The sequence below is a fragment of the Bradyrhizobium sp. USDA 3311 genome (genome assembly GCF_054062495.1).
In genome coordinates, this window is record NZ_JBSSFI010000001.1 from 5,988,801 (window position 1) to 6,009,657 (window position 20,857).

The window sequence follows — 20,857 nt, forward strand, 5'->3', positions numbered from 1 at the left end:
AATCTAGTTTGGCCGCCTTAATGCAGCGTCAACGAATGGGTCAAAAGTGCGCCTAGGCCGCCCCGGAGCGGTCGCGAAATGCCTCAACCATCAGGGGGTTAAGCCCAAGCTCGTTGAGCGCCTCGCGGGCGCGGGCGTTGTCCTGGGCCCGGCCCGCCAGCCGGTGACCGGAGAGGCGGTCGGGCAGCGCGGTGAGCAGGGCGCCCTGGCCGAGCCGGCGCGCCCATTCCTGGAGATCGTTGGAGAGGAAGCGGTAGCCGCCGACGGCCATGATGCCCGAGGGCGGCGCGGTGATGCAGATCGCACCGCTCGGACGGTCGAGCCGCGCCGCATAGCCGGTGTCGACATAGTCGCGCGGCGGCTGCGCGATCAGCGTCTCGCCGACCGGCTGCGGCGGGGCATAGGCCGCGATCGGCACCATCGCCCCGCGGAGGCCGAGCGTGCCCTTCGGCGTCAGCAGGATCTCGCCGGCGATGGAGGAGCCGGACTGTTCGCGCGGGGCGCCGTGCGGCCCCGGCATTACCGCAACAGGCATGCCGTCCTCGCCGCGGCGGGCGCCAAACAATCCGGCCTCGCCGAACAGATAGACGTCGGTCAGCGGCGCATGCGGCGCGATCCAGGCATCGCTTGCCGCCACCTGTTCCGGCGCGCGCCACAGGCCGATAACGTTGCGTAAGGTAGGCATCCGCGCCGCCAGGTCGGAATCGCCGAGCCGCAGCGCGAGCTGCGCGGGCGCGATCAGCACCTCGCATTCATGCTCGTTGATCTGCTGCTCCAGCACGTCGTTCTCGAACGGATGATGCAGCGCCAGCGCGCCGCCCGAGAGCAGCCACACTGCGAGCGAGGAGGCGAGGCCGGCGAACGACATCGGCGTGAACGCCGCCATCACGGTCGCGCCCTGCTTGATGTCGGCCTCCAGCGACATCGCAAGGCCCCCGGCGATCAGGCTGAAATGCGGCCGCGGCACCGGGCGAAAGCCTTCCGCCGTGACGTCGAAGGAGATCATCGCCGCCTTGCGGCCGTCCTGGATCACGGCGCGCGTGGTGCCGGGCGGGCGGGCCAGGACCTCGTCGAGCGAGGCCATGCCTTCGGGCAGGTCGGTGCCGAAGCCGCAGACATGGCGGATCGAGAACGCCTCGGCCGCAGCGTGCATCGCGAGGTCGGAATAGCTGACGCCGTCGACCCTGCTCATGGTGACGATGGCGCGCGCGGCGGTGCGGTTGAGCGCAGCGGTCAGTTCCGCGTGGCGCCAGAGCAGCGGCAGCACGGCGACGACGAGACCGGCGCGATGGGCGGCGAGCACCGTCAGCACGAACTCGACCGTGTTCGGCAGCTGGATTGCGATGACGGAATTGGCCGGCAGGCCCGATTCGACGAAATAGGCCGACAGCGCCTCGATGGCGGTATCGGCCTCGGCATAGCTCAGCCGCCGCGGCTGGTGCCCGGTCACGCGCGCCTTGTTGAGGGGGTCGAGCAGGGCGGTCGCGTGCGGCTGCCGCATCAGCGTGCGCTGGAACAGCGTGTCGAGCGTCGGCGATACGGCTTGCTGGTTCACGGCGTCACTTCGCTTGACTGGCCCTAAGGCTCACCCTTCGACCACCAGGTCTCCGGCAGGTAGCCGGACAGCGCAGTGGCCTTTGGCCGTTCTATCCGATTCCAGCGCGCGATCCATTGCTCGGATACGTTAAACAGGGGGATTGTGTAGAAGCCCGCGATCAGGGCGCGGTCCAACGCGCGCACCGCCGAGACGAAGGCCGTATGTTCACGGGCCTCCAGCAGGGCGGCGATCATGGCGTCGACCGCCGGATCCCTGGCGCCCATGTAGTTGCGGGTGCCTGGATTGTCGGCGGCAGCGCTGCCCCAATAGAAATACTGCTCGTTGCCGGGCGACAGCGACTGGTCCCAGCGGTTCTGGATCATGTCGAACTCGTAAGCGAGCCGGCGCTGGTCGAATTGCACGGGATCGACCGACCGTACGCTCGGCTCGATGCCGGCGCGCCTGAGGTCGCGCTGGAAGGCGAGCGCGATGCGCTCCTGGTCGCGGGTCGTGACCAGGATCTCGAACGTGAAGGGCGCCTTGGTCGTCCGGTTGCGCAGCGCGGTGCCGTCGAGATCGTAGCCGGCCTCCGACAACAGTTTCAGCGCGGCGCGCAGCGTGGCCCGGTCGCGGCCGGAGCCGTCGGTCACCGGCAGGCGGTAGCTGCCGTCCATGACATCGGGCGGAATCTGTGCGGCGAACGGCTTGAGCAGCTCGCGCTCGCGCGCGTCCGCAGGCCTGCCATAGGCCGACAGGTCCGAGCCGGCGAAATAGCCGGCGACGCGCGAGTAGAGCGAGAAGAAGTAGTTGCGGTTGACCAGCTCGAAATCGAACAGCAGCGTCAGCGCCTTTCGCACGCGGATGTCGGCGAACATCGGACGGCGGGTGTTGAAGACCAGGAATTCCGAGGGCTGCGGCACGCCGGGCTTGACGCTGTCGCGGATCACCTCGCCGCTTTTGACGGCCGGAAAATCATAGCCGTCGTGCCAGCGCAGCGGCTCGTTCTCGACGCGGAAATCGTAGAGGCCGCGCTTGAAGGCCTCGAACTGGCCGTTGGCCTCGCGGAAAAAGTCGAGCCTGATCTCGTCGAAATTGTAGAGGCCGCGATTGATGGCGAGGTCGCGGCCCCAATAGTCGGGATTGCGCTTGAGCGTCACGCTGGCGCCGGGCCGCACCGCGGTGACGCGATACGGGCCGGAGCCGACCGGCCCGGTCAGCGTCGTCTCCTCGAAGGTCGCGACATCGACCGCGTGCTTGGGCAGGATCGGCATCAGGCCGAGGATCAGCGGCAATTCCCGGTCGTTGGCGCCGGTGAGGTCGAAGCGGACGGTGAGAGGATCGGGCGCCTCGGCCCTGGCAACCTTGGCATAGTATTGCCGAAGGTTCGGTCGGCCGTGGTCGCGCAAGAGCTGCCAGGAGAACAGCACGTCCTCCGCGAGCACCGGTTTGCCGTCGGAGAACCGGGCGCGGGGATCGAGGCGGAACGTGACGTAGCTCCGCTCGTCATCGGTCTCGACCGATCTGGCGAGCAGGCCGTAGAGCGTGAACGACTCATCTTGGCCACGCGCAAGCAGGCTTTCGACCACGTAGCCGCGGATCGGCTGCACCGCCAATCCCTTCACGACGAACGGATTGAGGCTGTCGAAGGTGCCGAGCATGCCCCAGGTCAGCCGGCCGCCCTTGGGCGCATCGGGATTGGCGTAGGGCATGTGGGTGAAATCGGCGGGCATCGCCGGCTTACCGTGCATGGCGATGGCATGGGCCTCCTCGGCCCGTGCGCTGGCCGGCAACCCGGCGGCGAGGGCCATAACGAGGGCCGAGGCGAGGATGATGCAATGGCGGATGCCGGGGCCCTCGAGAAGGCGTTGGAACATGAACATCGGCACACGTTGATTCGAGGACCGGCGGACCTGAATCCTATCACAGGGAATTTGGTGGGGCGCTGGCGCCAGAGTGACCAAAGACGCTTGTCGGCATTGATCTTTTCGTCGGCCACGTTAAGAAGGCGGGCAATCGCGCAAGAGCGCCGAGCCCGTCACTTATCCGCCTCATTTGACGGGGAGAGAGCCGCGCCCAAGGCGGCTTGGTTCGGCGCTTCGGAGCGGTTCGGGCACTTCCCGTTCAGAAAGGGTTTTCTGCAATGAATTTCCGTTACTTGGCCGCGTCCGTCCGGCCGCGCGGGCGACTTCTCGCCTTGTTGACGGCGACGGCGTTGGCCGTTCCGTTTGCCGCCGAGGCCCAGACCCCGGCGCCGGCCCCTGGTGCGCCCGCCGCGCCCAAGGCGGCCCCGAAAGCTGCTCCCAAGGCTGCGCCGAAGGCTCCGGCACCGGCCGCTCAGGCGCCCGCCCAGCAGGCTCCTCCCGCCGCGGGCGCGCCGGCGCAGCAGGGCGCAGCCCAGCCGGCAGACCAGCAGATCCAGCTGATCTACGCCCCCTGGACCAAGTTCTGCCTCAAGGGCCAGGACGCCAACGCCAAGCAGGTCTGCTTCACCGGCAAGGACGGCCGCATCGAGTCGGGCCAGCCGGTCATCGCCGCCGTCATCATCGAGCCGGAAGGCGAGCCGAAGAAGATCCTGCGCGTGACGCTGCCGCTCGGCATGCAGCTCGTGCACGGCACCCGCATCATCGTGGACAGCAATGCGCCGTTGCAGAGCCCGTACGTGATCTGCTTCCAGAACGGCTGCATGTCGGACTACGAAGCGACGCCCGAGCTCATCGCCAACATGAAGAAGGGCCAGAATCTCGTTGTCCAGGCGATCAACGCCAACGGCGCGCCGCTGACGCTGCCGCTGCCGCTCGCCGGCGAATTCCAGAAGGCCTATGACGGTCCGCCGACCGATCCGAAGGTGTTCGAGGAAACCCAGAAGAAGCTTCAGGAAGAGCTTCAGAAGAAGGCGGACGAGCAGCGCAAGAAGCTCGAGCAGAGCGGTGCTGCGCCCGGCGCGGCTCCGGCCGGCCAGAAATAATCGGGACCAGATCCCTGACATGAAAAAGGCGCTCACTCCGAGCGCCTTTTTTATTGGCCGCTTGCCGGCGGCTTAACTCAGTTCAGCGACGGATTGCGCGGGCGGTAGCCGCCGCCCTTGTCCTTGATGAAGATCTCGGCGACCTGCGAATGGCGGATCGGCTCGCCGGATTCGTCGGGCAACAGGTTCTGCTCGGACACGTAGGCGACGTATTCGGATTCCGCGTTCTCCGCGAGCAGATGGTAGAACGGCTGGTCCTTGTGGGGCCGCACCTCCTCGGGGATCGACAGCCACCACTCCTCGGTGTTGTTGAATTCCGGATCGATGTCGAAGATCACGCCCCGGAACGAGAAGATCCGGTGGCGAACGACCTGTCCGATCTGAAATTTCGCGGTCCGCGCTTTTATCATTCCCCGTCGATAGACCAGGATTGTGGCCGATGCTAGTGGCCTAACTTCGAATTAACGTCCGCTTAAGGGGCAGATAGCTCCCAAGTCTTCAGAAGAAACTTGAGAAATGGTCGATATCCTCAATCTGGCGCTACCGTATTTCGGCTTGATCTTCGTCGGATTTGCCTGCGGCAAGATCAAATCCCTGCCGGAATCGGGCTTGGCCTGGATGAACTTCTTCCTGCTCTACGTGTCGCTGCCGGCGCTGCTGTTCGCGATCATGTCGAAGACGCCGTTTGCGGAGCTGAACAACCCGCCGTTCCTGGTCGCAACCACGCTGTCGACGGTTACGGCGTTCACGCTGGCGCTCGTCGTCGGCAAGGTTCTCGGCCGCCTGACCCTGCGCGAGGCGACGCTCGCAGGGCTCTCCGGCGGCTACGGCAACATCGGCTATATGGGGCCGGGGCTGGCGCTCGCCGTGCTCGGGGCGAAGGCTTCGGCGCCGACCGCGCTGATCTTTTGCTGCGACAGCATCTTCCTGTTCACGATCGTGCCGCTCCTGATCGAGCTGTCCGACCGCGATCATCCCTCGATCGTCCATGCCTTCGGCGTGGTGCTGAAGCAGATCGTGCTCAACCCGCTGATCATGTCGGCCTGTTTTGGCGCGGCGGTGGCAGCGCTGCATATCGAGCTGCCGGTCGCGCTCGACCGCACCATCACATTCCTCCAGAACGCTGCAGCCCCGACCGCGCTGTTCGTGCTCGGCGTGACCGTGGCGCTCCGCCCGTTCGATCGGGTGCCGTGGGAGGTGCCGGGCGTGGTCGCGGTGAAGCTGCTGATCCATCCGCTCGCAGCGTTCGGCCTGATGCTGGCGTTCGGCCCGTTCGCGCAGCCTTGGGCCGCGACCGCCGTGCTGATGGCCTCGCTGCCGCCGGCGCTCAACGTGTTCGTGATCGCCCGGCAGAATGACGCCTGGATCGAATCCGCCTCCGTCGCCGTGCTGCTCGGGACGTTTGCGTCCGTGGTCACGCTGACCAGCGTGATGTGGGCGATCCAGACCGGCCGGCTGGCGTTTCCGTGAGCGAGCTTACCGCCGCCAGGTCGGCGTCAGCCCCTCCCGCATGGCGAAGCGCCGGAGCGGGCCGATGGCGCCGAGCAGGTGCATGCCGACGGCGCGGACCGGCTGGAGCGGCAGGAAATCGTTGAGCAAGGAGCGGTTGGCGATGTCGATCGCAAAGGTCCGGCTCAGGATGTCGGGCCGCCGGGCGCGGTCGTAGCGCTTGAGCACGTCGGGCGCGCCGGGATCCTCGGCCGAGGCGATGGCATCGCCCGCAAGCCTGGCAATGTCGGCGGCGTCGCGCAGGCCAAGGTTGAGCCCCTGGGCGCCGATCGGGGGGACCACATGGGCGGCTTCGCCGACCAGCGCGATGCGGTCGCGGCCGAAGGATTTCGGACGTTCGATCGCGAGCGGAAACAGGTTGCGGCCGGGCTCGACCGTCATGCGTCCCAGGATGGAATGCGACTGCTTCTCGATCGCGGCGGACAGCTCGTCGTCGCTTAAGCCGCGGAGGCGTTCCGCTTCCGCGGGAGCTGCGACCCAGACGATGCTGGAGCGGTTGCCGGGCAGGGGCACGAACACGCAGGGCCCGTGGGGCGTGTGGAACTCGGTCGAGACATTGCGATGCGGCCGCGCATGGCCGACGTTGAAGGTGAGCGCGGTCTGCGTCAGGTCGCGCCGCGTCACCGCGATGCCGGCAGCCTCCCGGCACAGCGAATGCCGGCCGTCGGCGCCGACCACGAGGCGGGCTGCGAGGAATTGCGCGGAGGCCGTGCGGATCGCGACATCGTCGGCTTCAATGACGACGCTTTCGGCCTCGTCGTCGAAACGGACGATCCCGGGCAGTTCGGCCGCGCGCTCTTCCAGCGCCAGCATCAGCGAGCGGTTGTCGATGTTGTAGCCGAAGGCGTCGAGCCCGATCTCGTGACAGGAGAAGCGGACCTCCGGCGCCCGGAACAGCCGGCCGGTGTCGTCGACGAGGCGCATGATTTCGAGCGCGGCCGCCTTGTCCTTGCAGCGCGGCCAGACGTCGAGGCTCTCCAGCAGCTCGACGGAGGCGCCTAGCAGCGCCGTGGTGCGGTTGTCGGCATAGGGCAGGCGGCGCGCCACCAGCGCGGTCCGTGCACCCGCCTGCGCCAGCGCGGTGGCCGCGCTAAGTCCCGCCGGTCCGCCGCCGATCACGGCTGCGTCAAAGAGTGTCGATGCGTCTGTCATGGAACGACATTTGACACGCCCGGCGGCAAATTCAAGCCCACCTATTTTTCCGTGATTTTGTGGCGAATTGTGCGACCGGGCGCCGCAATGGCTTATGTGCAAACCGGCCTCGTTCTGATAGCAGAAGCCATGGATACCCAGCAGGATTCCCTGAAGCCGAGACCGGCGATGCGCGCCGCGGCCTTCTCGGTGCACGTCTTCACCGCCTTCGGCGCGGCCATTGCGCTGCTGGCGATGCTGGAGGCCGTGCGCGAGCACTGGGCGGCGATGTTTCAATGGCTGGGCGTCGCTCTGATCATCGACGCGATCGACGGTCCGATCGCGCGCCGGCTTGACGTCAAGAACGTGCAGCCGAACTGGTCGGGCGACGTGCTCGATCTCGTGGTCGACTTCGTCACCTATGTGTTCGTGCCGGCCTACGCGATCGTAGCGAGCGGCCTGCTGCTGCCGGTCGCGGCTCCCTTGCTCGGCGTCGCCATCATCGTCACCAGCGCATTATATTTCGCCGATCTGCGCATGAAGGCCGATGACAATCATTTCCGCGGCTTCCCGGCGCTGTGGAACGCGGCTGCGTTCTACCTGTTCCTGCTGCACTGGCCGCCGCTGTGGTCGACGCTGCTGGTCGCGGCCCTCGTGGTGCTGACCTTCGTGCCGTTCCATGTGTTGCATCCGGTCCGCGTCGTGCGGCTGCGCTGGCTGACGATGTCGCTGATCGGGATCTGGGCGGTGCTCTCCCTTTACACGCTGGACATGGATTTTCGCGTCGGTCCCGGCGTGACGCTCGCGCTGTGCGCCATCGCGCTCTGGATCAGCTTCAGCGACGCATTGATCCGCTTCGCAAGATCCTTCGCATGATGCATCTCCTCGCCAGCCCCGAAGCCTGGGCCGCGCTGCTCACCTTGACGTCGCTCGAGATCGTGCTCGGCATCGACAACGTGATCTTCCTGTCGGTGATCGTCTCGCGCATCCCGGAGAAGCAGGCGCACCGCGCCCGCCAGATCGGGCTCGCGCTGGCGCTGGTGTTCCGCATCATCCTGCTCAGCGTTCTGGTCTGGCTGATCGGCCTGACCGCGCCGGTGTTCTCGTTTGCGGGTTACGATTTCTCCTGGCGCGACCTCATCCTGATCGGCGGCGGCCTGTTCCTGATCGCGAAGGCGACGCACGAGATCCACGCCGAGGTCGAAGCCGATGAGGGGGAGGGCGACAGGGCCTCCGGCCGCAACGCCTTCTTCTGGGTGATCGTCCAGATCATCGTCATCGACATCGTGTTCTCGCTGGACTCGATCATCACCGCGATCGGCATGGCGCAGGACATCGAGATCATGATCGCGGCCGTCGTGATCGCCTGCCTGATCATGTACCTTTCGTCGGGGCCGGTGTCGCGATTCGTCGCGGAGCATCCGACCACGAAGATGCTGGCGCTGGCCTTCCTGGTGCTGATCGGCGTCGCGCTGGTTGCGGATGGATTCCAATTCCACATCCCGCGCGGCTACATCTATTTCGCAATTGCGTTCTCGGCGGCGGTGGAGTTCTTCAACGTGCTGGCCAAGCGCAACCGCAGGAAAGCCGGCAAATAGTCGCGTTTGGTCCGTTCCATTCCAAGTCGAGTTGACAAGGTGGTCGTGATGTCTTTGGCTTGCCGCCACGACGACCGAGAGGAGGTCAGTCAATGACCAAAGCCGTCCGTGTGCACAAGGTCGGAGGCCCCGAAGCCTTGGTCTATGAGAGCGTCGACGTGCCGGCGCCCGGCCCCGGCGAGGTGCGCATCCGCCAGCATGCGGTGGGGCTGAACTTCATCGACGTCTATTATCGCACCGGCCTCTACAAGGCGCCGGAGCTGCCTTTCATCGCCGGCAACGAGGCCTCGGGCGAGGTCATCGCGGTCGGGCCGGGTGTCACGAATTTCCATCCCGGCGACCGCGTCGCCTACTACCACAATCTCGGCGCCTATACTGGCGAGCGCAATATCCCCTGGGAGAAGCTGGTCAAGCTGCCCGACCACATCACCCACGAGCAGGGCGCCGTGCTGATGCTCAAGGGGCTCACGGTCTGGTATCTTCTGCACAAGACCTTCAAGGTCGAGCCGCACCATCGCGTGCTGATCCACGCCGCCGCCGGCGGCATTGGCCTGCTCGCCTGCCAATGGGCGAGGGCGCTCGGCGCCCACGTCATCGGCACGGTCGGCTCGCGCGAGAAGGCCGAGCTTGCGGAAGCCAATGGCTGCGACCACGTCATCCTCTACAACGAGGAGGACTTCGTCGCGCGCGTCAAACAAATCAGCCGCAACGAGGGCTGCGATGTCGTCTATGACGGCGTCGGCAAGGCGACCTTCCCGGGCTCGCTGTCCTGCCTGAAGCCGCGCGGCATGTTCGTCTCGTTCGGCAATGCCTCGGGTCCGGTGCCGCCGTTCTCGATCGCCGAGCTCAACAACCACGGCTCGCTGTTCGCGACCCGGCCGAAGCTCAACGATTACGTCGGCACGCGCAAGGAATTGCTGGAAGGCGCCGACACGCTGTTTTCCGCCGTCATCAACGGCAAGCTGCACGTGCCGATCAACCACGCCTACGCGCTGAAGGATGCCGCCAAGGCGCATATCGATCTCGAAAGCCGCAAGACCACGGGCGCGTCGATCTTGAAGCCGTAGCTAACCGTCGTTCCGGGGCGGCTCGAAGAGCCGAACCCGGAATCTCGAGATTCTCAGGCGCGCAATTGCGCACCGTAGTTCGATGCTTCGCATCGCCCCGGAATGACGAGCTTGTGTATGCGCCGCTACGCCACGCGCCTCGCCGCGCCGGCCTTGGTCAAGATCGCGTCGAGGCAATCGATCATCTCGGCGATCTCCGCCCGCGTCACGTTCAGCGCCGGCATGAAGCGCAGCGTGTCGACCTGCGGTGCATTCAGCAGCACGCCGGCTTCGAACGCCTGCGCGACGATGCCGGGCGCGATCGGCAGCTTGAGGTCGAGCGCGAGCAGCAGGCCGCGGCCGCGCACGCCGCCGAGGCCATGCCGGGCCGAGACCTTCTGCAACTCGCTTTCGAGCAACAGGCCGGTCTCGGTGACCGACTTCAGGAAGTCCGGCTTGCCGACCTCGTCCAGCACCGCAAGGCCCGCCGCGCACATGATCGGGTTGCCGTTGAAGGTGCCGCCCTGGTCGCCGTGCTCGAAGCAGGCCGCCCGTTCGGTCGCAAGCAGGGCGGCGAGCGGCACGCCGCCGCCGATGCCCTTGCCGAGCGTCATGATGTCGGGCGAAATCCCGGCGTGCTCGTAGTGAAAGAGCTTTCCGGTCCGGCCCATGCCGGTCTGGATCTCGTCAAGAATGAGCAGCAGACCGTGCGCCTTTGTCAGCGCGCGCAGCTCCTGCAGGAACTGATCGGTCGCGGGCCATACGCCGGACTCGCCCTGGATCGGCTCGAGCATGACCGCGACGGTGTTGTCGTTGATCAGCTTCTCGACCGAGGCGATGTCGTTGAGCTTCGCCTTCTTGAAGCCGGCGACCTTCGGCTCGAACAAGGGCTCGAACGCCTTCTTGCCCGAGGCCGACATCGTCGCCAGTGTCCGGCCGTGGAAGCCGCCCTCGAAGCTGATGATCTCGAATGCGCCGCCCTTGTGCAGGCTGCCGTGTTTGCGCGCGAGCTTGATCGCGCCCTCATTGGCCTCCGCGCCGGAGTTGGCGAAGAACACCTGGTCGAAGGCACTGTTTGCGACCAGCGCCTGCGCGAGCTTGAGGCTCGGCTCGTTGTAGAAGGCCGGGCTTGGCGTCAGCAGCCGCTTGGCCTGCGCGGCAAGCGCGTCGGCGATCGCCGATGGCGAGTGGCCGAGGCAGTTCACGGCCCAGCCCTGTACGAAATCAAGATAGCGCTTGCGGCTGTCGTCCCAGAGGTAGGAGCCGGCGCCGCGGACGAACACGGCCTTGGGCCGTGCGGTGATGTCCATCAGCGCATCATACGGATGGGTGGCGGTGATCATGTCGAACTCCTCTGGAGGGGCGGGTGGAAAATGGACGCAAAAAGCAAGAAGGCCGCACTTTGCGGGTGCGGCCTTCTCGAAAACTGGCTGAATTCAGTGCTTCAGCGGCGTCGTCGGACATGGCGCAACCCATCATCGTCGCGGGTGCGACGACGGAAAGCTGCGCGGCGGTTGGTCCGAGAATTGATCATGGGCCGCGTCCCTACAGCCGAAGGGCAGGACTTGTCAAGCGGGCGTTTCGCGAGATGCCCGCCGAGCGTGCATCGGTCAGGTCGGATGCGCAGCTTCTTCGGCGTCCTCCGCCCCCCAATCCGCAGCCGCAATCGCGCTGTCGATGAGCTCGCCGCGCATCAGCTTGAGCGGGGATGTCCAGTACAGTGCGATGTTGTGCAAGGGATCGGTCAGCACCTTGAACACCCATACCAGTCCGGTTGTGACATCGCGCGCGACGAAGAGTTGGATCATGCGCGCAAGTCCGCCACCAATGCCGATCGCGAGCCAGAGCGCGCCGACATGGCGGATGAAGTCGAGACGCGTGGCGGGTAGATCGAACAGTCCGAACAGGGTGGGGAACACGTACAGCGCGAGCGGCGCGCTGCCCCAGACCAGGAGCAGGATGATCTTGCGGGTCTGGTTGTAACCGACCTTGACCGCTTCCTTGTACGCGTTGCTGACGTCGTTGACTGCGTCATAGCCGCTCGGCTCGAAGAAGAAATGCCCGGTCTGCCGTGTCAGCATCGCGAGCCAGCCGACGAGTCCCGCGAGCGCCGGATCTTTGAACAGCAGCGCATAGCAGGCGAGGAAGATCACGGCGCTGAAGAGGTGCAGCGTCTGGTTGACGGTGCTCTGGTGGTAGAAGCGGTAATCGTCGAAGCGCTGCGTGCGCAGCATGTCCGAGAGGCAGCTCATCATCAATCCTCGCTCGCGTTGAAAGCGCGGCAGAGTTAGGACGAGTACGTGACCTCCGCGTGAATGCACTATAGTGTCACATTCCGGCGTGCGGTCGTGCGCGGCACGATGGCGTTGCGACAGGGAAACTACTGCACGCCGTAACGGGCGAACAGATCGGCGATGCCGGCATTGACCGCCTTGGCCGCCGCGATGTCGCGCTCGGCGCCGTCAGCATCGCCCTTTTTCCGTTTCGCAAGCCCGCGGCCATAGAGCGCGCTGTCGAGTTCCGGCTTTGCGCTCAGCGCCGCGTCGTAGTCCGCAATCGCCGCGTCGAGATTGCCGAGCTTGAGGTAGGTGAGGGCGCGGCTGTCCAGCGTGTAGGGATCGCCCGGGCGCATCCGGAGCGACTGCTCGCAATCGGCCAGCGCCTCCTGCAATTGCCCCAGGATCGCGCGCGTCACGCAGCGGGCATTGAACACGCCGGCATAGCTCGCATTGGCCTTGATCGCGCGATCGTAGTCTTCCAGCGCCCGCGGGTAATCGTGGTCGTCGAAATACATGTTCGCGCGCGCATAGGCGTCGCGGTCGTTGTTCGGCATGAGTTGAAGCGACTTGCCGAAATCGGCCAGCGCCCGGGCTCGCTCCCCCTTGTCGCGGAAGATGCGTGCACGGTTGCCGTAGGCCGGGCCGTAGTTGGGATCGAGCTTGATGGCCATGTCGAGATCGGCGAGCGCGCGATCGGCCTCGCCGTGCTCACGATAGGCCGTGCCGCGGTTGAAATAGGCGAGCGCGAATGTCCGATCGAGCTTGATGGCCTGATCGTAGTCGGCGAGCGCATGGGCGTAGTCGTTCTTGCCGATGTAGGAATTGCCGCGGTTGTTGTAGTAGAGCGCGTCATTTGGCTTGAGCCGGATCGCGCGCGTATAGTCGGCGATGGCGTGGTCGCGATTGCCGAGATCGTCATAGGCAATGCCGCGATTGTACCAGGCGATGGCGTCGTTCGGCTCGAGATCGATGGCGCGGTTGAGATCGGCGAGCGCACGCTCGGCGTCGCCCTTGCGCCGGAAGATCTCACCGCGGTTGGCAAGCGCCAGCGCATTGGAGGGATTGGCTTGCAGCACCGCCGAGCAGCCGGCGAGGCGCCGGTCGTCGCCGACCTTGTCGGTGCCGAAACACCATTGCCGCGCCTGGGCGGGTGATGGCGATTGCGCAGCGGCGGGAAGTGCAAGCAGGATCAATACTGTGCCAATCGCGCACAGCCCGGCCCGGATACCAACCTCGTGATTGTATTTCATCGATAGCCGCGCAGAAACCATTGAGCCTCTGGCGCGTTTGTGATCGAAGGATGCGAATTGGTTCGAACCGGACGCTGGTCCGTTGAGACCAACACTGGCGTGACCAACAGACAGTATTCAGCCTTGTCCGATACGCCTTACCCGATCGACCTCGACAGCATTCGCGGCGCATTTCCGCCGGGCATCGAAGCGCCACCCCTGCTTGTCGATTTCGCCGATTGGCTGAACGGGCGCCCCTGGGGCAGCGTCGGCTGCTTCTCCCTGCAAGGCCAGTTCTCCGATCATGCGCCGATCGTCGACGGTAGTCCCCTGCGCGACAGGTTTTCGTTGTTCATGCGACTTCCGGACGGCTCGGCCGTCGGCGGGTGGTACGGTGCCGGTCTCGACCGGGACAATCCGCCGATCGTCGGTCTGGGGTCGGAGGGCGACTACGAGCTGCTGGCGCCGAGCCTTGACGGTCTGCTCGCAAAACTGACGTCGCAGCAATTCGGTAACGCCTGGAGCGACCTGCTGCCGCATGACGAGGTCGAGTGTCAGACGGTCGAGCTTGCGCGGTGGCTCGCCGGGCGGCCGGCTGGCGAGCCGATGACGCCGGACGACGCATCGTCGGAGCTTCCCGACTTTCGCGGCTTCGTGGAAAAATGGAGCCGGGATCGCGAGGATTATTGGGCCAATCACCGCCTGATGGCCGAGCTCGGCTGGCGGCTGGCGGCGCATCTGCCGAAGGGGAAGAAGCCCTGGGACAAGACGAGCTTCGAGGTCGCGATATCGGGCGCGCAGTATCAGGCGCGCGTCCTCACGCGTGGACCGCAGCCGTTCGAGGAAGCTTCTTCGATCGAATCCCTGCTACGCGACCTGCGCGAAGAGATGCGCCGCGCACAGCCCGAGCTCGGGTTGTGGTACGCGATGAGTTTCGGGCTCTACGCCGACGGCCGCGTCATGCCGAACTTCGAATACGATCTGCGCCCGACCATCGACGGCGAGCCTGCGCTGCTATCCGAGGCGAAGGCCGATCTCGTCCGCGCTCCGCGCCCGGAGCGCTGGGTGCCGAAATGGCTGGCGGCATCCTGAAGCTCGGAATCCCGCGATGCTGCCGCCCAGCCGGCGCGCCGAAATCTTCTGCTGTCGTGCCATCTTGACCTCGCGGGAACGGCACCTTCGATCCCCCTTGACTTAGAGTGCGCTCGAAGGGGTATCTGTACGTGCGTCAGTACGAGAACGGGCACACATGAAGATCGGCGACCTCGCAAAACGAACCGGCTTGTCGACTCACACGTTGCGTTATTATGAGCGCATCGGGCTGCTGCCATACGCAGACCGGGATCGTTCCGGCCAGCGTGACTTTGACGCATCGATCCTCACATGGATCGAATTCCTCGGTCGGCTCAAGACCACGGGAATGCCGATCCGGGACATGTTGCGTTATGCGGCGCTTCGTGATGAAGGCGAAGCCACTGGGCCAGCCCGGCGGCAGATGCTGGAAATCCACCGGGAACAGGTTCGCACGGAGATTGCCGAACTCCGGGAATGCCTGCTCGTCCTTGATACCAAGATCGCCGGCTATGCCGGCGGCGAACAGAGGACGAAGGAAAATGACGCACGCCCAAACACAAGCCGAAAGCCGCTTCGATCGCGGCCAGCGGGCCCTGTCACGCATTGACGGCAGAGCCGGCGAAGAGGTCGTCGCCTCACTCGCCGACATCGCTCCGGATTTCGCACGATACGTGATCGAGTTTCCCTTCGGCGACATTTACAGCCGCCCGGATCTCGGCCTGCGCGATCGAGAGATCGCGACGATCGCCGCGCTGACGGCGCTCGGAAATGCCGCGCCTCAGCTCAAAGTGCATATCGAGGCGGGTCTGAACGTCGGGCTGTCTCGCGACGAGATCGTGGAGATCATCATGCAGATGGCCGTCTATGCGGGCTTCCCGGCGGCGGTGAACGGGCTGTTCGCAGCCAAGGAGGTGTTTTCCGCGCATGACGGACAGCAGGGGTCGGGAGAAGCGACATGACGAACTTCGAACACGATGTGCGCCCGACGATCGGGGGCGAGCCGGCAAAATTAGCCGAGGCACAGGCCGACCTCGCCGGCGCGCCGCGTCCGGAGCGCTGGGTGCCGAAATGGCTGGCCGAAGCCTGATCGCGACTTCGCGCTTGCGCCCGGCGCGCGCTTGGTGATGCTGCCTCAGGCAGCATCGGGGGCTCGTTTGATTAGATCGATACAGTTCGAAAAGATTGGCACGGAGCCGACGCGTCTCGGATTTTCGCTCGTTGCGAGCGGGGTTGCGGGCGATCAGTCGCTACTTTTCCTGTTCGAGTCCTCGGGAGACAGCGCATCGACTGCAGCCGCGTTGCGCGCTTCTGGCGTATTGCCGCATCCGAAGATGGAAAGGTTGAAGCGTTACGGTCTGCACAAGTCGGCTGCCGGATCGGAGCTATGGATCGATCTGCCTCCGCTTGAGCTCGGCCATTCTCATGTCGACCTCTTTCCCGACGGGCGGGTCTTGCTGGCGAGCCGCAGACACAACTGGCGGGCCGAGACCGACCACGACCTGAACGGAGTCATCTTTGATCCCCGGACCGGACGAGCAGACCGCGTCGGCCTCGGCGATGCCATCAGCGATCTCCAGATCGATGACCTCGGACGGATCTGGATTGGGTATTTCGACGAGGGTGTTTTTGGCAGTTCGGTCGGGCAGGCCGGCTTGGTTTGCTTCTCGACTTTGGGAGAGAAGGTCTGGGAATTTCCAGCAGATGCAGACCACACGATTGACGACTGCTACGCGCTCAATGTGGCGGGCCCAGAGGCCGCCATTTTCTTCTACTCGGATTTCCCGCTCTATCGGATTGGCGCAGACTTCGAATTGACCTGGAAGCAAACGAAGCTTCGAGGCTGCCACGCGTTCGCAATGTCCGAGACGGAGATTCTGTTCTCGGGCCAATACGACGATCCACCCAATGTGGCCTACATCGGACGATCGGATCGAGAGGGCATGATTCTTGTGAGGCGGGCATACCTGTTCATGCCCGACGGCTCAGCGCGACCGCGCGGCCGTTTGCAGGGCCGCGGCAGGCATCTCTATCACTTCGGCGAGGACGGGATTTACCGGGCGACGCTGGGTTGAGCCCGTTGACGGAGTGCTCTCAGAACCCCGCGACGCTGCCGTGCAGGTCGTATTGGTCGGCGCGCTCGATCTTTGCCGTGACGATCTCGCCGACGCGCAAGGGGCGGCGGCTCGACAGGTAGACCGCGCCGTCGATCTCGGGCGCATCGGCCTTCGACCGACCCCGGGCAACGGTCGGGCCGACCTCGTCGATGATGATCTGCTGGCGCGTGCCGACCTTGCGCTTCAGCCTGCGCGCCGAGATCTTCTGCTGGCGCGCCATCAGCGCGTTGTAGCGCTCCTGCTTGACCTCTTCCGGCACGGGATTGGCGATCGCATTCGACGTCGCACCGGCAACCGGCTCGTATTTGAAGCAGCCGAGGCGGTCGATCTCGGCTTCGTCGAGCCAGTCGAGCAGATAGGCAAAGTCCGCGTCGGTCTCGCCGGGGAAGCCGACGATGAAGGTCGAGCGCAGGGCAAGATCAGGGCATTCCTCGCGCCAGCGCTTGATCCGCGCCAGCGTCTTGTCCTGCGCCGCCGGGCGCTTCATCGCCTTCAGCACCTCGGGGCTCGCATGCTGGAACGGGATGTCGAGATAGGGCAGCACCGTACCTTGCGTCATCAGCGCGATGACCTCGTCGACATGCGGGTAGGGGTAGACATATTGCAGCCGGACCCAGGCCCCGAGCTCGCCGAGCTCGCGCGCGAGGTCGAGGAATTTGGCGCGGACCTGGCGGTCCTTCCACGGGCTCTCGGCGTATTTCAGGTCGACGCCATAGGCCGAGGTGTCCTGCGAGATCACCAGCAGCTCCTTGACGCCGGCGCCGACCAGCCGCTCGGCCTCGCGCAGCACGTCATTGGCCGGGCGCGAGACCAGATCGCCGCGCAGCTTCGGGATGATGCAGAAGGTGCAGCGGTTGTTGCAGCCTTCGGAGATCTTCAAATAGGCGTAGTGCCGCGGCGTCAGCTTGATGCCCTGCGGCGGCACCAGGTCGAGATGCGGATTGTGCGCCGGCGGCAGCGCGCGGTGCACGGCATCCAGCACGCTCTCATATTGCTGCGGACCAGTGATCGACAGCACGCCGGGATAGGCCTGCTCGATCTGCTCGGGCTCGGCGCCCATGCAACCCGTCACGATCACCTTGCCGTTCTCGGCCATGGCCTCGCCGATCGCCGATAGCGATTCCTGCTTGGCGCTGTCGAGGAAGCCGCAGGTGTTGACGATGACGATGTCGGCCCCGTCATGCTTGCGGGCGAGCTCGTAGCCCTCGGCGCGCAGGCGCGTGATGATGCGCTCGGAATCCACCAATGCCTTGGGACAACCGAGTGACGTGAATGAAATGCGGGGCGCTCTGTCCATTGTATCGCCTGGAGCCTAGATCTGAATTGTCCGGATTTAGCGATCCAAGTAATTGAACCGATGGCGAAATTCAATAACTAACCTATGGACCGGTTCCGATTGTGTGACTGGAGGGGCCGAGATGAATCCTCCAACGTGCACGTTCCCGTTGTTATTCTGTTCTTGCGTATTTCCACGGAGCTAAACTGCGATGCGCCATTTCATCCTCGGCATGGTTTTCGCCGTCATTTCCTGGAGTGCGATGTTTCCGGCGCGGGCTGAAGTCGACAAGATCTTACGTGTTTGCGACGGACAAAAAGGCCTGTGTCCGGAATTCAGGCCGCGCGTGAAGGCGCCCGATGGGTGGGCGAAGGACGAGGCCGCAAGCCTCAAATACGGCGCCTCAATGTTCGTGCCCAGGGGGAAGGGATTCGGTAACGCCGAAGCAATCATCTATGCCGAAGGCCGCTACAACAAGGATCGAACCGAACTGGTTCAATGGGTGGCAACGAGCGATCAGGATTGGGCGGCGACGTCCGGCAAGAATGCCAAGATCACCTCGCTTCCCTCGGCCAGCCCCGGTGTCATCATCAACCGGTACGACAATCCGTCCCTGAAGGACCAACCGGTCGAAGTGATCGCGCATTACGTTGATGTCGACAAGGACGGCAACTCCTATGTCGTGCGGCTGGCGGTCTCCGGCAAGAACGAAGGTGCGGTGTTGGCCGCCGTGCCACTCCTCGATAAAATGATCGCTGGCGCGAGGATTCCGTAAGAGCGTAAGCCCACCAGATGGCAGCTGCCGTCGGGCGGGAGTGGGCGGCTTTGAAAGTTTACATTCGTTGTCTCAGGAGCATCCGAGCGACACGAAGCTGACCTTGGGCGCAGCCGTCTCTTGCATATCTCTTGATCTGCCTGATTGATCGGCAGGAGCTAGTCCTAAATGCGGTCAATTACAACCCTTTGCAGGGCGTTCCGGCGTGCTATGGATGAATCACCTGACGTGAGTGAGCCATGAGCGCCGAGCAGTCGCCCAAAATCGTGATCGTCGACGAAAGCCCGATCCGGGCCGCGATCCTCGAGGAGGGGTTGCGGGAGGCCGGATTCACGCAGGTCGCCCATATCCGCGAGATGCAGAGCCTGCTGGCCCGTATTTATGCGGTGGATCCCGACATCATCCTGATCGATCTGGAAAACCCCAGCCGCGACGTGCTGGAGGCGATGTTCCAGGTCAGCCGCGCCGTGCGCCGGCCGATCGCGATGTTCGTCGACCAGAGCGATTCAGCCTCGATCCAGGCCTCGGTCGAGGCGGGCGTATCCGCCTACATCGTCGACGGGCTGAAGAAGGAGCGCATCAAGCCGATCCTCGACCTCTGCGTGTCCCGCTTCAACGCCTTCGCCAAGCTTCAGGAGGAACTCGAGCGCACCAAGTCGCAGCTCGAGGACCGCAAGATCATCGAGCGCGCCAAGGGCATCTTGATGAAGGTGAAGGGCCTCACCGAGGACGAGGCCTATGTGCTGCTGCGCTCGACTGCGATGCGCGAGAAGAAGAAAATCGGCGAGATCGCCCAGTCGATCATCACCGCGTCGGAGATGCTGAAATGACCGGACCGCTTCGCATCGGGTTCATTCCGCTGGTCGATGCCGCCGCGCTGATCGTCGCCGTCGACAAGGGCTTTACTGCCGCCGAAGGCCTCGACGTCGAGCTGGTGCGCGAGGTCTCCTGGTCCAACGTCCGCGACAAGCTCAATATCGGCCTGTTCGACGCCGCTCATCTGCTGGCGCCCGTGGCGATCGCGTCCTCGCTCGGGCTCGGCCACGTCAAGGTGCCGATCGCCGCGCCGTTCAATCTCGGCATCAACGGCAACGCGATCACGGTGTCGCCGACGCTCCATGCCGCGCTGATGGAGGAGATCGACGGCGACCGCTTCGATCCGCTCGTCACGGCGAAAGCGCTGGCGCGGGTGGTCGCCAGGCGGCGCAAGCTAGGTGCCGATCCGCTGACCTTCGGCATGACCTTTCCTTTCTCGACCCACAATTACCAATTGCGGTTCTGGATGGCGGCGGCCGGCGTCGATCCCGACGAGGACGTGCGGCTGGTGGTGCTGCCGCCGCCCTACATGGTGGACAGCCTCAGGAGCGGCCATGTCGATGCGTTCTGCGTCGGCGCGCCCTGGAATTCGGTCGCGGTCGATCTCGGCATCGGCCACATCCTGCATTTCGCCTCCGACATCCTCGTCCGGGCGGCGGAGAAGGTGCTGGCGGTCCGCCAGACCTGGGCCGACAAGAATCCGGACGTGGTCGCCAGCCTCGTGCGCGCGGCCGTGAAGGCCGCCGAGTTCATTGAGCATCCGGAGAACCGCATCGAGGCCGCGCGCATCCTGGCGCAGCCGGAGCGGATCGGCGTCGATGCCGAGGTGATCCAGCGCACGCTCACGGGACGCCTGAAGATCTCGCCCGACGGCACCTTCCGCGAAAGCGGCCGTTACCTCCTGGTCGGACGCGAAGGGGCGGGGCGCCCGGATCCGGTCCAGGCCGCCTGGCTCTACGCCCAGATGGTGCGCTGGGGACAGACGGCGCTGGCGCCGGATGGCGTCAAGACGGCGATGGCCGTGTTCAGGCCGGATCTTTATGATGCCGCCCTGGGCAGCCGAGCGGCGCCCAGTGAGGCTCCCGCGGCGTTCGGGGCGTTCGCCGGCCCCGTCTTCGATCCCGACAATATCAGGGGGCATCTCGAGGCCTTCGAAGTCGGTCGCTGGAAGGCCTGATTCGATCCTGCATCGTTTTTAGGCGCCTGGGCTCTTCGTCTAAATTTTGGGCTGGCTGCTCGAATTTCGTGAGAGTTCCCCGCCCGGGAGTTCCCGGGGGCACTCCTAATGATCTGAAATTGCAGCAATTCTCATTTCGATGAAGCTGGCACGCAACTTGTATGTTGCACTGCGGCCAGCTTGTCACAGACGCCTGCTGAGCCGAGTCCCGCAGCAACGAAGCTGATCGGACCGTTGGGTGCAGAGCAGGCTCTTGAGCCAGCCGAGTGCCTCGCGGGTCGCGCAATTTTCCGTCGATACCACCCCGGTGGCCGCAGGAGCTTCGTTACTG

The 20,857-nt window shown here is 64.9% G+C and carries 20 protein-coding genes and 1 pseudogene; 13 read left to right on the forward strand and 8 right to left on the reverse strand.

The window, feature by feature from the left end; all coding sequences use genetic code 11:
* Positions 1 to 52 precede the first annotated feature (52 nt).
* Positions 53 to 1,555 (reverse strand): class I adenylate-forming enzyme family protein, encoded by a 1,503-nt coding sequence (locus ACVWW6_RS28745; protein WP_011087362.1) that lies wholly within the window; start codon positions 1,553 to 1,555, stop codon positions 53 to 55.
* A 23-nt stretch (positions 1,556 to 1,578) separates the two neighbouring features.
* Positions 1,579 to 3,417: an extracellular solute-binding protein gene (locus ACVWW6_RS28750; protein ID WP_456681778.1), complete on the reverse strand. Its 1,839-nt coding sequence runs from the start codon at positions 3,415 to 3,417 to the stop codon at positions 1,579 to 1,581.
* A gap of 260 nt (positions 3,418 to 3,677) precedes the next feature.
* Here ACVWW6_RS28750 and ACVWW6_RS28755 point away from each other — a divergent pair, with 260 nt between their 5' ends.
* Complete coding sequence (locus ACVWW6_RS28755; protein ID WP_060912200.1) at positions 3,678 to 4,502, forward strand: invasion associated locus B family protein; 825 nt, start codon at positions 3,678 to 3,680, stop codon at positions 4,500 to 4,502.
* A 77-nt stretch (positions 4,503 to 4,579) separates the two neighbouring features.
* Here the strand turns inward: ACVWW6_RS28755 and hspQ are convergent, their stop codons facing one another.
* Positions 4,580 to 4,912 (reverse strand): heat shock protein HspQ, encoded by a 333-nt coding sequence (gene hspQ, locus ACVWW6_RS28760; RefSeq protein ID WP_011087359.1) that lies wholly within the window; start codon positions 4,910 to 4,912, stop codon positions 4,580 to 4,582.
* A 106-nt stretch (positions 4,913 to 5,018) separates the two neighbouring features.
* On the opposite strand from hspQ, the gene ACVWW6_RS28765 reads away from it, so the two are divergent.
* The gene (locus ACVWW6_RS28765; protein WP_161534902.1) at positions 5,019 to 5,972 is read left to right on the forward strand and encodes an AEC family transporter; all 954 of its coding nucleotides are present in this window, start codon (positions 5,019 to 5,021) and stop codon (positions 5,970 to 5,972) included.
* Positions 5,973 to 5,978: 6 nt separating this feature from the next.
* Here ACVWW6_RS28765 and ACVWW6_RS28770 read toward each other — a convergent pair whose 3' ends face one another.
* Positions 5,979 to 7,163, reverse strand: coding sequence for a UbiH/UbiF family hydroxylase (locus tag ACVWW6_RS28770; RefSeq protein ID WP_456681779.1), 1,185 nt, complete (start codon positions 7,161 to 7,163; stop codon positions 5,979 to 5,981).
* An 87-nt stretch (positions 7,164 to 7,250) separates the two neighbouring features.
* Between ACVWW6_RS28770 and pcsA the strand changes: the two genes are divergently transcribed.
* The 3 genes from pcsA to ACVWW6_RS28785 all read left to right on the forward strand — a co-directional run bounded on the left by pcsA (position 7,251) and on the right by ACVWW6_RS28785 (position 9,807).
* Positions 7,251 to 8,018 carry a phosphatidylcholine synthase gene (gene pcsA / locus ACVWW6_RS28775; RefSeq protein WP_028173978.1) on the forward strand — a complete coding sequence of 256 codons (768 nt, stop codon included), beginning with the start codon at positions 7,251 to 7,253 and terminating at the stop codon, positions 8,016 to 8,018.
* Positions 8,015 to 8,740 carry a TerC family protein gene (locus ACVWW6_RS28780; protein WP_028173979.1) on the forward strand — a complete coding sequence of 242 codons (726 nt, stop codon included), beginning with the start codon at positions 8,015 to 8,017 and terminating at the stop codon, positions 8,738 to 8,740. Before pcsA ends, ACVWW6_RS28780 begins: the two co-directional genes overlap by 4 nt.
* 92 nt (positions 8,741 to 8,832) lie before the next feature.
* Positions 8,833 to 9,807 (forward strand): quinone oxidoreductase family protein, encoded by a 975-nt coding sequence (locus ACVWW6_RS28785; protein ID WP_028173980.1) that lies wholly within the window; start codon positions 8,833 to 8,835, stop codon positions 9,805 to 9,807.
* Between the two features lie 125 nt (positions 9,808 to 9,932).
* On the opposite strand, the gene ACVWW6_RS28790 is transcribed toward ACVWW6_RS28785, so the two are convergent.
* The 3 genes from ACVWW6_RS28790 to ACVWW6_RS28800 all read right to left on the reverse strand — a co-directional run bounded on the left by ACVWW6_RS28790 (position 9,933) and on the right by ACVWW6_RS28800 (position 13,315).
* Positions 9,933 to 11,129 (reverse strand): acetylornithine transaminase, encoded by a 1,197-nt coding sequence (locus ACVWW6_RS28790; protein ID WP_375762715.1) that lies wholly within the window; start codon positions 11,127 to 11,129, stop codon positions 9,933 to 9,935.
* Positions 11,130 to 11,396: 267 nt separating this feature from the next.
* The gene (locus ACVWW6_RS28795; protein WP_456681780.1) at positions 11,397 to 12,038 is read right to left on the reverse strand and encodes a hypothetical protein; all 642 of its coding nucleotides are present in this window, start codon (positions 12,036 to 12,038) and stop codon (positions 11,397 to 11,399) included.
* Between the two features lie 128 nt (positions 12,039 to 12,166).
* Positions 12,167 to 13,315: a tetratricopeptide repeat protein gene (locus ACVWW6_RS28800; RefSeq protein ID WP_456681781.1), complete on the reverse strand. Its 1,149-nt coding sequence runs from the start codon at positions 13,313 to 13,315 to the stop codon at positions 12,167 to 12,169.
* Positions 13,316 to 13,438: 123 nt separating this feature from the next.
* Between ACVWW6_RS28800 and ACVWW6_RS28805 the strand changes: the two genes are divergently transcribed.
* From ACVWW6_RS28805 to ACVWW6_RS28825, 5 genes and pseudogenes are all read left to right on the forward strand, one after another.
* A complete protein-coding gene (locus tag ACVWW6_RS28805) occupies positions 13,439 to 14,386 on the forward strand; it encodes a hypothetical protein (RefSeq protein WP_456683189.1) in 948 nt (315 codons plus the stop codon).
* A 157-nt stretch (positions 14,387 to 14,543) separates the two neighbouring features.
* Positions 14,544 to 14,975 carry a MerR family transcriptional regulator gene (locus tag ACVWW6_RS28810; protein WP_456681782.1) on the forward strand — a complete coding sequence of 144 codons (432 nt, stop codon included), beginning with the start codon at positions 14,544 to 14,546 and terminating at the stop codon, positions 14,973 to 14,975.
* Positions 14,908 to 15,327 carry a carboxymuconolactone decarboxylase family protein gene (locus tag ACVWW6_RS28815; RefSeq protein ID WP_456683190.1) on the forward strand — a complete coding sequence of 140 codons (420 nt, stop codon included), beginning with the start codon at positions 14,908 to 14,910 and terminating at the stop codon, positions 15,325 to 15,327. The genes ACVWW6_RS28810 and ACVWW6_RS28815 overlap by 68 nt, the downstream gene beginning before the upstream one ends.
* Positions 15,324 to 15,455, forward strand: a pseudogene (locus ACVWW6_RS28820) (hypothetical protein); the annotation flags it as partial. The gene ACVWW6_RS28815 and the pseudogene ACVWW6_RS28820, both read left to right, overlap by 4 nt.
* Positions 15,456 to 15,492: 37 nt before the next feature.
* Positions 15,493 to 16,440: a hypothetical protein gene (locus tag ACVWW6_RS28825; RefSeq protein ID WP_456683191.1), complete on the forward strand. Its 948-nt coding sequence runs from the start codon at positions 15,493 to 15,495 to the stop codon at positions 16,438 to 16,440.
* Between the two features lie 19 nt (positions 16,441 to 16,459).
* On the opposite strand, the gene rimO is transcribed toward ACVWW6_RS28825, so the two are convergent.
* Positions 16,460 to 17,779 (reverse strand): 30S ribosomal protein S12 methylthiotransferase RimO, encoded by a 1,320-nt coding sequence (gene rimO / locus ACVWW6_RS28830; protein WP_011087346.1) that lies wholly within the window; start codon positions 17,777 to 17,779, stop codon positions 16,460 to 16,462.
* 190 nt (positions 17,780 to 17,969) lie between these two features.
* On the opposite strand from rimO, the gene ACVWW6_RS28835 reads away from it, so the two are divergent.
* The 3 genes from ACVWW6_RS28835 to ACVWW6_RS28845 all read left to right on the forward strand — a co-directional run bounded on the left by ACVWW6_RS28835 (position 17,970) and on the right by ACVWW6_RS28845 (position 20,526).
* The gene (locus ACVWW6_RS28835) at positions 17,970 to 18,533 is read left to right on the forward strand and encodes a hypothetical protein (protein WP_028173987.1); all 564 of its coding nucleotides are present in this window, start codon (positions 17,970 to 17,972) and stop codon (positions 18,531 to 18,533) included.
* Between the two features lie 239 nt (positions 18,534 to 18,772).
* Positions 18,773 to 19,363 (forward strand): ANTAR domain-containing response regulator, encoded by a 591-nt coding sequence (locus ACVWW6_RS28840; protein ID WP_011087344.1) that lies wholly within the window; start codon positions 18,773 to 18,775, stop codon positions 19,361 to 19,363.
* Positions 19,360 to 20,526, forward strand: coding sequence for a CmpA/NrtA family ABC transporter substrate-binding protein (locus ACVWW6_RS28845; protein ID WP_456681783.1), 1,167 nt, complete (start codon positions 19,360 to 19,362; stop codon positions 20,524 to 20,526). Before ACVWW6_RS28840 ends, ACVWW6_RS28845 begins: the two co-directional genes overlap by 4 nt.
* Positions 20,527 to 20,857: the final 331 nt, after the last annotated feature.

Bases quoted from the DNA above. Each gene is read 5' to 3' on its own strand.
- ACVWW6_RS28750 (WP_456681778.1), bottom strand. From the start codon at position 3,417: ATGTTCATGTTCCAACGCCTTCTCGAGGGCCCCGGCATCCGCCATTGC.
- ACVWW6_RS28755 (WP_060912200.1), top strand. From the start codon at position 3,678: ATGAATTTCCGTTACTTGGCCGCGTCCGTCCGGCCGCGCGGGCGACTT.
- hspQ (WP_011087359.1), bottom strand. From the start codon at position 4,912: ATGATAAAAGCGCGGACCGCGAAATTTCAGATCGGACAGGTCGTTCGC.
- ACVWW6_RS28765 (WP_161534902.1), top strand. From the start codon at position 5,019: ATGGTCGATATCCTCAATCTGGCGCTACCGTATTTCGGCTTGATCTTC.
- ACVWW6_RS28770 (WP_456681779.1), bottom strand. From the start codon at position 7,163: ATGACAGACGCATCGACACTCTTTGACGCAGCCGTGATCGGCGGCGGA.
- pcsA (WP_028173978.1), top strand. From the start codon at position 7,251: ATGGCTTATGTGCAAACCGGCCTCGTTCTGATAGCAGAAGCCATGGAT.
- ACVWW6_RS28780 (WP_028173979.1), top strand. From the start codon at position 8,015: ATGATGCATCTCCTCGCCAGCCCCGAAGCCTGGGCCGCGCTGCTCACC.
- ACVWW6_RS28785 (WP_028173980.1), top strand. From the start codon at position 8,833: ATGACCAAAGCCGTCCGTGTGCACAAGGTCGGAGGCCCCGAAGCCTTG.
- ACVWW6_RS28790 (WP_375762715.1), bottom strand. From the start codon at position 11,129: ATGATCACCGCCACCCATCCGTATGATGCGCTGATGGACATCACCGCA.
- ACVWW6_RS28795 (WP_456681780.1), bottom strand. From the start codon at position 12,038: ATGAGCTGCCTCTCGGACATGCTGCGCACGCAGCGCTTCGACGATTAC.
- ACVWW6_RS28800 (WP_456681781.1), bottom strand. From the start codon at position 13,315: ATGAAATACAATCACGAGGTTGGTATCCGGGCCGGGCTGTGCGCGATT.
- ACVWW6_RS28810 (WP_456681782.1), top strand. From the start codon at position 14,544: ATGAAGATCGGCGACCTCGCAAAACGAACCGGCTTGTCGACTCACACG.
- ACVWW6_RS28815 (WP_456683190.1), top strand. From the start codon at position 14,908: ATGACGCACGCCCAAACACAAGCCGAAAGCCGCTTCGATCGCGGCCAG.
- ACVWW6_RS28825 (WP_456683191.1), top strand. From the start codon at position 15,493: ATGCTGCCTCAGGCAGCATCGGGGGCTCGTTTGATTAGATCGATACAG.
- rimO (WP_011087346.1), bottom strand. From the start codon at position 17,779: ATGGACAGAGCGCCCCGCATTTCATTCACGTCACTCGGTTGTCCCAAG.
- ACVWW6_RS28835 (WP_028173987.1), top strand. From the start codon at position 17,970: ATGCGCCATTTCATCCTCGGCATGGTTTTCGCCGTCATTTCCTGGAGT.
- ACVWW6_RS28840 (WP_011087344.1), top strand. From the start codon at position 18,773: ATGAGCGCCGAGCAGTCGCCCAAAATCGTGATCGTCGACGAAAGCCCG.
- ACVWW6_RS28845 (WP_456681783.1), top strand. From the start codon at position 19,360: ATGACCGGACCGCTTCGCATCGGGTTCATTCCGCTGGTCGATGCCGCC.